The following is an 11,241-nucleotide window of genomic DNA, read 5'->3' as shown; positions in this document are numbered from 1 at the left end:
TAAATTAATGCGTCGATAACTGCAAACTACCGGCTTTTAACCCCCGAGCGGACACGCTAACTGAAACAGCTCCAGCCGTGCGGCCAGCGCGCAATATCCCCATAACAAAACCGTTATGCAATCTTCTGCTCTTTGTATTAAAGAGTTCATCACTATATTGATCCCCATTATCCACGGCTAATAATTTAGCTGCTCCAGATACCTGAAAGCTTACTTCCTCTGGATTAACCGTATATACCTGTTCACCCTTTTTATCTACCGCATAGACTTTAATGTAATTAAGCGCCATGCCATCTGCTTTCCAATCTTTATTTTCGGCCACCATCTTAAGGGCAACAGCCTTTCCAGTTGTATGGAGTTCATGTCGAGCGACTTCCTTTCCACCACTTCTGGCAATGGCCAGTATCTTTCCAGCATGATAAGGAATTTGCTTCCACAATATAATATGCTGTTTGTCTCCAGTACCGCTATTTTTCTGCACACCTATGGACTTCCCGTTAACAAAAAGTTCCACTTCTTCTGCATTGGTATAGGTATAGATATTGTATTTTCTGCCTGGTGTCCAATTCCACTGGGACTGTACATGGTTTCTACCCACCACAATATCATTCCAGGTGATGGAATCAGCCGCTGTACCTTGAACCGCAATGCGAACGATCGGCTCATCCTTAAAAATGCTTTTTATCAGATAGGCCTGTGGATAAGGGTTTAATGCATGATCAAAAAATGAATAATCCCATCCTTTTTTAGGCCATCCATTGGATTCTCCCCAGTAGGAGATCGCACCCCAATAAGCCAGTCCAATCATTTTTTCCCTATCCATCCCAAAATAGGGCGCCGTTAATTCATTGGTAGATGCCTCACTTTGAAAAATATTCATATCTGGCGCATGTTTCAGGTAATCCGGGTAATTTTTCCACCGGTAATTAAAACTTGAGACTTCTGTGACAGTGGCAAGTTCCGGCGGATAGATTTTAATATCAAAATCCGGGTCTGATTTGCCAATGGCACCTGCTCTGGCAGGAAACATGGCCACCGTTGTTTTTCTGGTAGAATCATACCTTTTGGCCAGTACATTCATAATACGATAAGTTGTCACACCCCAATCTCCTGTAGGAAAACCTGCCAGATCTTCCCGCATCTGCAACTCATTGCCAAAAGACCATAAGATTACAGAAGGGTGATTTCTATCCCTTTTTAGCCATTCAATCTCATTTTGATACCAAATGCTTGTCCAAGGCTGACTTCCGGCCCAATAGCTCTTATTGCTCCACTTATCATAAAGTTCATCTACAACTAAAAACCCTTTTTCATCTGCCAGGCGTAAAAACGCTGCAGAATATGGATTATGTGAGGTTCTAATCGTATTAAAACCATATGCTTTTAGGGTATCCATTTCGCGGGCGATGGCTGTTTCATAGGCAGCAACACCGACTGCTCCCAAATCATCATGATTAGCAATTCCTTTTAAAAACACCTTTTTGCCATTGAGTTTAAAGCCAAATTCTTTTGAAAATTCAATTGTTCTAATGCCAAAAGGTTGCACCACCTGATCTATCTGTTTGCCATCCAGTAGTAGGCTTACTTTGGCGGTGTAAAGCGCCGGTGTCTCACAAGACCATAATTTAGGTTGATTAACGGTAATCAATGGCAGCTTAACTTCTACGGTACTTAATTTATTTCTTTTTGGCGCATCCACTACAGCAGTTGCTACTTTTTCCCCTTGGGGACCATAGATGTCAGTTTGTACCTTAAGATTGTAGCTTTTGTTTCTTATGCCATCGATACCTACCTGGACATTTACACTAGCACTTGATTTTCCTACTTTGGGTGTGGTAATATACACTCCATGACGAGCCACAGATACCCCGTTTTTTACAATTAAATGTACATCTCTGAATAAACCACCTCCTGTATACCAACGAGAACCACCCTTTTTTCCTGTAGAAGCTCGAACAGCAACTACATTGGGGCCGTCATAATTGATTAGTTTGGTAATATCTGCCTCAAAGCCCAGATATCCATAATCGGTCTCTCCTATTTTCTGTCCATTCAGCCAAGCTTTACCAGTGAGCATAATGCCCTCAAAATCCAATAACACCTCTTTGCCTTTCCAGGAAGGATCGGCTTTAAATGTCTTTCTGTACCAGCCTACACCCATATTTTTAAAGCCGCGGGCTCCTCCAGCGGTAGAATCCCAGGGTTGGTTTATCTGAAAATCATGTGGAATATCTAAAGACCTCCAATCCGCATCATCAAGGCCAGGCTGTGCACCATTTTCCATTTCTCCATAATGGAATTTCCAGCCAAAATCAAACAACTCATTTGTCCTGTTACCGGCAGATGCCTGTCCATGCCCAATTTTAGTAACCGATAGAAGGACAACCGCGACAAATAGAAATTTATAGTTCATTTTTAAAGTGTAATGGAGTTAAAATTTATAAGAAGAAGCCGGGTGAAGCCGGGTGAAACAAAGCGGCTAATTCCATTCAATGCGTTAATCACTTTCATTAAAAACAAATGTAAGTTAAACATTAGGCTCAACTGTCCTGTTCCATCCTGCTTCTTCACCAACCATACGCACCGGCTTCAAGACATCAAAAATATTGGTTCAGATCAGTGACGCACATTGCTGGGTTTTAAAATCTTTATTTTTGGAGCTTCAGGGCGCTGCATCCCTTCTCCTAAATAAAAATCTGTATAAGGCGGCTGATTATAACCAACATTTTGCCAGGCAACGCTTAACCTGTACTGTGGATTATGCATTAAGGTATAAATACGATATTTTGAAGGAATGGTTGTGGAAAAAATACGTAACTCTTTATTATCTTCTGTCCTGTATATCACTTCCTCTCTCCAGTCTCCCAAAATATCCGCTGATAGTACAGGATTGGCTTTCGTACCATTATTGGATACACAGTTATATTCTCTTGCATCAAAAATTCTATTCTGGGTAGAACTGTTCCAATCCCATTTGTCAATATGGGTGCCATCCAATAGCTCACTTAATAAATCACCATCCCACCATATTCTAAAATTGGTGCTTCTGGGAGCTTTTTGTGAAATAACATTACCATGAACATCTTTAAGGCCGCCAGCGCCACCCCAGATTTCATAACCAGGGTAACGTGGATCAATATCGGCCGCAAGTCCCCTGCCCACATCCTGGTTCTCATTATCATGCCATAAAATCTTACCTGTTCTTGCATTGTACATCGCTGCACCCGGCCCTTTGGTGCCGTTTTCAATTTCATGTATTCCCCAGACCAACTGGTCTTTATTTTGCGGATCAAAATGACTGACATGTACGGCATCTCCATGTCTAAGACCGGTTGTATATAATCCTTTGCCATTATCATCTACACACATGCTGCCGTAGACAATTTCATCTTTGCCATCATGATCTACATCGGCTACAAATAAATTATGGTAGCCCTGCCCGGAGAAAGGATTTTGGCCATCATGAGAGTCAAACACCCATCTTGATACCAGTTTCTTATCTTTAAAATCCCAGGCAGCCAAAACTGAACGGCCATAATACCCCCTACACATAACCACACTTGGGTGTTTTCCATCCAAATAGGCAACGCAGGCCAAAAAGCGATCAACCCGGTTGCCATAATTATCATTACCTCCATTGCCACCTTTACCGCCCCATGCGCCAATATCCCCTCTAGGCGGTATATAATCCACCGTAGAGAGCGCCTTGCCCGTAAGTCCATCAAAAACAGTAAGATATTCCGGGCCGTCTAATATTCTTCCTCTTGCATTACGGTAATCTTTACTTGAATCACCAATAACATCGCCTAAGCCATCAATGGTGCCATCAGCCGTCTTCATCACAATCTCAGCTTTACCATCTCCATCCAGATCATATACCATAAACTGGGTGTAATGCGCCCCTTCTCTTATGTTTTTACCCAGGTTTATTTGCCAAAGAAACGTGCCATCTAATTTATATGCCTGGAAAATAGGCGGATCCGTATAACCATCCTGAGAATTGTCCTTACCCTTTCCAGTCTGATGTATAATAATCTCATATTGTCCATCTCCATCCAAATCACCGACAGAACCGTCATTGGGCCTATATCCAGTTGGCGTTCTTAAGGGTATAGAAAGGTAAATTGGCTGGTGCGGTTTAAGCGAAAAGGATCCATCTGTATTTTGCTCTCTGTTATGTATGACAGTCTTTACAAAATAGGTGTTTACCGCATTGGTATCAGCTGTTACATCTGTGAAATTTGTACCCTCCTGAAGTGGAGATTTGTTCAGTTTTACGGTCTTCCCCTTACTGGTTCTATAAAGATTAAAACCAACATCCGCAGATTCATTTTCCATAAACCGCCAACTCACAAAGACACTCCCATTTCCCTCATTTATCGCATAAATCCCACGATTCAGGTACTCCATCTGACGCTGTGCATGAACAATAGTCACTGTCCATATACACATTATAGAAATAAGAAATATTTTTTTCATAAATTTTATTTTTAAAGAGGCGAATATCATCAATTACCATAAGGCTTAATCTCAGAAAACATGGGTGTCACCGGCAAATCCCACTTATTAAAATCATCAGGATGACTAAGATCAAAAGCGGGCAAATCACTTCTTAGATAATTTTTTAAAGTCAAATCGGAATGCTTAAGCCCTTCAACCACACATTTAGCCACTTCATAGGCACCAAAATCGCAAAAATGGGTGTTGTCTTCCAACTGATGCTCTTGATCAGGAAAAGTGCCCGCAGGGTATTGCACAAATAACTTTCTAGATTCCTTATCGCCATAAGCCTCATATAAGGTTTTAGTCATTTTAGTCAGATCGATGAGTTGCACATTTTCTTTCTTCGCTTCCAGACGCATGGCAGCGGGAAAATCTCCCAGTGTATTTATTACCTGCCCGGATTTATCAAAATTCCTGCGATTGGTCGACGTAATGAAAACAGGGATTGCCCCATGATTACGCGCGGTATCGGCAAAGATCTTCAAGTATTTATTATAGGTAGTAAATGCCTCCTCGCCTGACCCTTTCTTTTGATCATTATGTGCAAATTCAATAAATACGTAATCTCCTTTATGTAACATGGCCGCCACCTTATCCAACCTTCTTCTGCCAAGTGTGGATCTAAGCGTGGCTCCTGAGGCGGCCATATTGGTGATCACTACGTTTCCATAATCAAAAAAGGCCGGAAACATCTGGCCCCAACTAGCCCATGGCGAAAGCGCTTGGTCTGTAACAGTAGAATTACCCATAATGAATACCTGTATAGGATTTGGAAGTTCCTCAATGGTAATCGCATCAATACTAGGATTATTGTTGCCAAACTCCAGCGTCAATTTATTATCCCAGTCAAGGCTCGTGAATTCTCTGGATTTCAGTTTAACTTTTTTATTCCCAGAAATAATGCTATCCCATACACTTACATTAAAAGTGACGGTTTTAAACTGTCCAGGTGCGGTCTGAACCTTTTCCACCATCAACCGTCTAGATTCAGCTTTTATAGTTGTCGTTGTGGCTTTTAATTTATCACCTAATGTAACGGTCACTTTGTAGTTGCCTTGCGCCAACTTGGAAGAAAAGAAGACAGGACCTACGCCTGTACAAAAATCGCCGGTTAAAGCGTCTTTACTATCCCTGTCAATGGCTATAGCATTAGTACCATAATCAAAACCATAACCTTTTGCATCTGAATAAGTATCTATTGCCGTCACCTTCGTATAACCTGGGGCAACTTCTCCGGTTCCAAAGTCATATTTCTTTATAGACTGCGCCTGCGCAAAACCAAAGGTTAGCGCCATAAACACCATTACTAAGCCTTTATTTTTTTGAGTAAACATAATAAACGTATTATAATAAATATTGATTAATTGGTTTTAAATGTAATCGTTTCAGATTTGCCACAAATAAGGCGGCTACCTTTTTAGCCCCTGCTGCACGTAAATGTGTATTATCCTTTCTACCCTGAGGATAAGCTTTATATAATCCTGGCCCGAAATTCATAAAAAGTGCCTTTGAGCTATCCATTCCCATACCAGCAACAACTGCCCCAAATATGCTGTCCAAATCAATAATTGGTGTATGGGTCTGTTCAGCAGCCTCCTTCACTTTACCGGGATAAGCCCCATGGCCGTCATAATAATGACCATTCTTATCAAAGGAGCGCATCGCTATTGGGGTCAAAACTATTGGAAAGGCGCCTTTCGCTTTGACATCATTTACCATTTTAATTAAATTTCTTTTATAGTCTTCGGGAGGTGTATAACGTTCTGGCTTTCTTTTATCATGATCATTGTGCCCAAATTCTATAATGACCCAATCCCCTTTTTCTAATTGAGTAACTAATTTCAACCATAGGCCCTCTGCAATAAAACTTTTGGTACTCCTTCCTCCCCTGGCGAGGTCATGGATTTCTACATCTTCACGAAAGAATTCAGGTAAAAGTTGACCCCATCCACGCTGTGGTGTTTTTGTGCTGTCATATAGTTGCATGGTTGAGTCTCCAGCCATAAAAATCCTCAGCTTATGTTTTTCAGGTAACATAAAGGACACCAGTGTAAGGCCAATAAAACAATACAAAAGAGCTTTCATAGAATTACTTAAAATAATACTTAAAGAAAACCCCATTTAATTTTCCATAGAAAATAAAAATGGGGCAATCTTTAAATAAATAACTAAATTAATATTCAATCATTCGCAAACTAATATTATAAAAAAAATTCCTTTAAATTAAAGTTTCTGAGACCACCATAACCTTCATAGATTAGGACAAACAAACTAGGTTCTATTAGTTCTCATTAGACGTATGTGCTCAATCAAGGTTTAATTTTTAATTGTAAAATGGTCATTTATTTTAATTTTTCCAACTAGTCCCAATTAAATGGTAAAAACCAATTTTTGGGATCTGCCAGTCTTGAGCTAACCATAGCACCTAAGTCTGCCCGACCACTCGCTTTAAATTTTGCGCCAATTCTTTCTTGCAGAAATGTAACCCCGCTTCCAGGTTTTTGTTTTTCTCTTCTTAATGCAATTCTTAGTAAATCAGGCCACCGGTTGCCCTCGAATGCCAATTCCATCGCAGCATAATGCAACAAATCGTCCATCATATCTTTTTCCAGGCTGTCCTTGCTTGAAGCGGTAAGAAATTGCCGTGGCAAAACCGTGGTATCATAATATTTAGCCGAATCAATGATTTCATTTGGAACAGATACTCTGGTATTGATACCTGTGTTTCTGTACCAATGTGCTCTGTAAGAGGGATAATCCCCCATTCGGGCATCAAAATCATAGGGTGCGCCGATGCTTTGTTCATAATCTGTTACATCGTCCGTTTGACTGAGGCCTAAAGGATTAAATGCCCCACGGATTCCATTATTCATAAGCCCATAGGCTAGGGTAGTTCTTCCATCATGAATCGCGCACTCACTATAATGGAAATGTAGCAATGCCGCTCGATACAAAATCCATTTATCCGCCTTCACAAATGGATTCAAAGGATCAAAATTAGAACTGAATTTATTGACTACCGGTTGCCCAGCCACCATTTTGTAGGAAGCCCCGGCACCTCTGTAATCTCCTGGTGTGCTATCAGTTCTTATTTGATTATCCCACTCATTTATAATCATTTGAGAAGGTTTTAATAAATAACCACCCGTTTGATTATAAAATAATTTAATAAATGGATTTTCAGGTGCAAAATCATCTGCAAACGGCAAATCCCACATGATCTCATAATTGGAATACCGCTCTCCATAAGGCTGAACAAAAATATTGCTCCAATTTGCTCCATTAATATTGGCCGTATAAGCTACTTTATAGGTTTCGTAAAATTGCTCACTATTCATTGCCGGATAAAGTGTATTACTGTAATCCATCATAACATGATAATAGGTAGCAGCCCTTGTATAATCACCCTTCCATAAATAAAGATCCCCTAAAAGTAATGGAATAGGAATAAAAAACTTATCCGTCGCATAACCATCAATGGTTGTTAAAAGTGACGTGCCGGCAGGGAAAGGTAATTTTGCAGGCAAATTCTCTGTAAACGCAGTCAAAGTATCTAATAAGGCAGCAAAGCCCAATCTTGGATAATTTGCCTGATTCTTAACTGCATCTACATCTGTTAATGCATTAGTTACATAAGGAATCGTTCCGTATTGAATGCCCAATTCAAGATATAACCAACTTCGAATAGCCCCCACAGCTGAGTACCTGATATCAAAATCAGCCTGAGTCATACGATTATCTCTAAGCATCAATTGAAAATTATACAATGCATCGTTACAATTCAATATAACCTTGTAAAATGGCCGCGGATCAGCATAAGGATTGTCCTTAGAGGATGTCTCCTGGTTTAATTCAACCAAGTACTTATCCGCATTTGCGGTTACATCCATCAGATCACCCCTTAATTCATTAAGGACAACATATTGTTCAGACAAACCAACCACCTGACCATAAATACCAAATATTGCCCCGTCCGCCTCATTAACATCCCTATAAACCTGTGAAGCATCCAGCACATTATCTGGCTTAATATCAAAGGTCTTTTGACAGGAGTTTAATAGGGAAAGTATTAAGAATAATCCCAGAGCACGCTGTAACCATTTAATAAAAGAAGTAATCATCTTCATTACGTTTTATTTTTATTCAAAAGCTGCAAAACATCGAATCCAGCTTCTTTGTATCTAATATTATTAAAAACCTAGACCACCTTACACTTTAGAATCCTAACCTTACACCTAGTTGTACTGTCTTATAAACCGGCAACAATCCCAAATCCACACCTTGGCCGTACAGCCCATTGGAGGAACTGAATTCTGGATCATAGCCAAGGTATTTTGTCCATGTAAACAAATTATTACCCGTAGCATATATCTTAATGTATTTAAGTGTTGGAGTTTTGACTGGAATATTATAAGAAAGGGAAACGGTACGCAACCTAAGATAAGAGCCGTCTTCGATCCATCTATCTGAAAATCTCGAATTACCAGCAGGATCTCCCCAGGCTGCTCTTGGTATATTTGTAACCTGTCCATCAAATCGCCATCTGTTATTGACCGCTACTGACTGATTTTGATAACCAGACATGGATTCTAATTGCATTCTGGTGTAATTATAAATATCATTTCCTTGACTAAACGTAAATAAGGTATTTAAGGACCAGGCCTTCCAGGAAAAATTATTGGTAATCCCGCCAAACCATTTAGGATTCGGATTTCCTATCACTTGCCTGTCTGCATCGTTAATAATATGGTTATTATCCTTATCATCAAATATAATATCCCCACCCTTAAAAGCAGTCAGTACTCCGTTTGTGTTTTCATATTGCAACCCAGAGCTCAATGCCTCTTGGTCGCTACTAAAAACGCCATTTGTCGTATATCCGTAAAATAAATTTGCTGCCTGACCGACCTTAGTTAAATAAGTCGCTCCAACATAATCAGTTAGTACGGCCCCCTTAGCAAGTTTCTCTACCTTATTTTCATATTTGCTCACATTCAAACCCAAATCCCATTTTAATTTGCCATTGAGAATGCGGGCATTTAATGCCATTTCAACCCCTTATTACTCATTGCACTGTTATTGGCAACGATATAATCCAATCCAACATATTCAGCAGTGGGAGCAATGGTAATCACATTGTCACTTTTATTATTAAAATAATCCAGGCTAAAACTGAGTCTTTCATTCCATAAAGCGGCGTCTAACCCAAAATTTAGCTGATCCGTATGCTCCCATTCCAATGCGGGATTACCTATATTTCCTCTAACAATGCCTTGACTGCTAACTAAATTTTGGGAAACATAATATTGTCTGGCGGTATAATTACCAATATCATCATTGCCTACTCTGCTATAGGAAGCCCTAAGCTTAAGGTTATCAACAAACTTGACATTTGCAAAAAAGTCTTCAGAACTAATCAACCATCCGGCAGCTATTGATGGATTGAGTGCAAATTTGACACCCCCAAAATTAAAGCCATCCGGCGCCTGCTTCCCAAACCTTGACGACCCATCAGCAGCGGCATTGGCGGACAGAAAATATTTGTCACGGATCGAATAATCAGCGTGCAAATAAGTATTCAGCCAGTTCCATTTCCCATCAGCACCACCCACTTGCCTAAGCAATGCATTGCCCATCCCTACACTTACAAATTCGTCAGTCGCTGAATTGTATCCATGCCCGTATTCATTCTCAAATTTATTGTTTTCAAAACGGTAACCCAGATCAACTTGAAGTTTATGATTATTATTAAAGCTTTTATTATAAGAAAGGGCCGTATTGTTGTAAAAGGAGAAATAACGAGCCATATTGCTCCCAGACCTATTAAATGCAACCGCCGAAGATAACGTATCAGGAACAACACCGGATTCGGGCACAAATACATCTTCCTGCATTTTGTCAAATGTCAGCCCAAAAATCGTCTTAATTGAAAAATCATTGTTTAACTGATAGTTAAATTTAACCGCTCCTGTAAAGCGGTAACTTTTATTCTTGCCCTGCATATTATTAGCAATAGCTACTGGATTAGAAACACGGAATGAATCAAATCCAGATAAATTAGGAGAAGTGACGCCTTCATGATCTCTCACATTTACGGATAAAAATGGTGATTTAATCAGACTAAGTGATAACGGGCTCAAGACTCCTTCACCTCCTTGTTCCAAAAGGTTCTGTGTCATGGACACCAATCCTAAATTGACAGAAGCAGTCAATTTCTTGGATAACTGCAAATCACCATTAAAACGCATCTGATATTTATTCAAATCAGCATTTTTCAAAACACCTCCATTGGTAAGGTAACCCAAAGAAAGAGCATATTTAGCGATATTATCTCCACCTGTTACTTTCAAGTAATAATTACTATTATAACTACTGTTCAAAACCTGATTTTGCCAATCCGTATTATTGTGATAGTTATAATAATCACCTTCACTTATTCTATCTACCATATAGGGTAAATCCGCAATCTCATCCGCAGAAAGTCCTTTAGTTTTTAAAAGTTCAGACAATAAGATTCTGTAATCCCCCGCCTGAAGTACAGGTAACTTAGTTGGGGCAAAATTATAGCCACCATAAGCTGCAAAATCAATCCTGGTCGCCAGCTCCTGTGACCGGGAAGTGGTTATTTGAATGACCCCATTTGCGCCTTTGGTCCCATAAGTAGAATTTCCCCCTTTAAGCACGGTAATATTCTCAATGTCCTTAATATCAATGTCGGATAAAGGATTGTACATATTC

The 11,241-nt window shown here is 39.8% G+C and carries 7 protein-coding genes; all 7 read right to left on the bottom strand.

Going from position 1 to position 11,241, the window contains the following annotated elements; all coding sequences use genetic code 11:
* Positions 1 to 4: 4 nt before the first annotated feature.
* The 7 genes from FSB73_RS09645 to FSB73_RS09615 all read right to left on the bottom strand — a co-directional run bounded on the left by FSB73_RS09645 (position 5) and on the right by FSB73_RS09615 (position 11,237).
* Positions 5 to 2,413: a glycoside hydrolase family 2 TIM barrel-domain containing protein gene (locus FSB73_RS09645; protein ID WP_146781342.1), complete on the bottom strand. Its 2,409-nt coding sequence runs from the start codon at positions 2,411 to 2,413 to the stop codon at positions 5 to 7.
* Positions 2,414 to 2,616: 203 nt separating this feature from the next.
* Positions 2,617 to 4,479 (bottom strand): rhamnogalacturonan lyase, encoded by a 1,863-nt coding sequence (locus FSB73_RS09640; protein WP_146781340.1) that lies wholly within the window; start codon positions 4,477 to 4,479, stop codon positions 2,617 to 2,619.
* A gap of 29 nt (positions 4,480 to 4,508) precedes the next feature.
* On the bottom strand, positions 4,509 to 5,837 hold the full coding sequence (locus tag FSB73_RS09635) for a rhamnogalacturonan acetylesterase (RefSeq protein ID WP_146781338.1): 1,329 nt from the start codon (positions 5,835 to 5,837) through the stop codon (positions 4,509 to 4,511).
* A 10-nt stretch (positions 5,838 to 5,847) separates the two neighbouring features.
* Entirely contained in the window at positions 5,848 to 6,588 is a 741-nt protein-coding gene (locus tag FSB73_RS09630; protein WP_158639480.1) for a rhamnogalacturonan acetylesterase, read from the bottom strand.
* A 275-nt stretch (positions 6,589 to 6,863) separates the two neighbouring features.
* A complete protein-coding gene (locus FSB73_RS09625) occupies positions 6,864 to 8,630 on the bottom strand; it encodes a RagB/SusD family nutrient uptake outer membrane protein (RefSeq protein WP_146781334.1) in 1,767 nt (588 codons plus the stop codon).
* 88 nt (positions 8,631 to 8,718) lie between these two features.
* Entirely contained in the window at positions 8,719 to 9,552 is an 834-nt protein-coding gene (locus FSB73_RS09620; protein WP_146781332.1) for a SusC/RagA family TonB-linked outer membrane protein, read from the bottom strand.
* Positions 9,543 to 11,237 carry a SusC/RagA family TonB-linked outer membrane protein gene (locus tag FSB73_RS09615; protein ID WP_146781330.1) on the bottom strand — a complete coding sequence of 565 codons (1,695 nt, stop codon included), beginning with the start codon at positions 11,235 to 11,237 and terminating at the stop codon, positions 9,543 to 9,545. The genes FSB73_RS09620 and FSB73_RS09615 overlap by 10 nt, the downstream gene beginning before the upstream one ends.
* Positions 11,238 to 11,241: the final 4 nt, after the last annotated feature.

It is taken from the genome of Arachidicoccus ginsenosidivorans (genome assembly GCF_007971385.1).
Classification (GTDB): Bacteria; Bacteroidota; Bacteroidia; order Chitinophagales; family Chitinophagaceae; genus Arachidicoccus; species Arachidicoccus ginsenosidivorans.
This window is presented reverse-complemented; position numbering and strand designations above follow the sequence as displayed.

Excerpts from the sequence above, each read along its gene's own strand:
- FSB73_RS09645 (WP_146781342.1), bottom strand. The coding sequence starts at position 2,413 with ATGAACTATAAATTTCTATTTGTCGCGGTTGTCCTTCTATCGGTTACT.
- FSB73_RS09640 (WP_146781340.1), bottom strand. The coding sequence starts at position 4,479 with ATGAAAAAAATATTTCTTATTTCTATAATGTGTATATGGACAGTGACT.
- FSB73_RS09635 (WP_146781338.1), bottom strand. The coding sequence starts at position 5,837 with ATGTTTACTCAAAAAAATAAAGGCTTAGTAATGGTGTTTATGGCGCTA.
- FSB73_RS09630 (WP_158639480.1), bottom strand. The coding sequence starts at position 6,588 with ATGAAAGCTCTTTTGTATTGTTTTATTGGCCTTACACTGGTGTCCTTT.
- FSB73_RS09625 (WP_146781334.1), bottom strand. The coding sequence starts at position 8,630 with ATGAAGATGATTACTTCTTTTATTAAATGGTTACAGCGTGCTCTGGGA.
- FSB73_RS09620 (WP_146781332.1), bottom strand. The coding sequence starts at position 9,552 with ATGGCATTAAATGCCCGCATTCTCAATGGCAAATTAAAATGGGATTTG.
- FSB73_RS09615 (WP_146781330.1), bottom strand. The coding sequence starts at position 11,237 with ATGTACAATCCTTTATCCGACATTGATATTAAGGACATTGAGAATATT.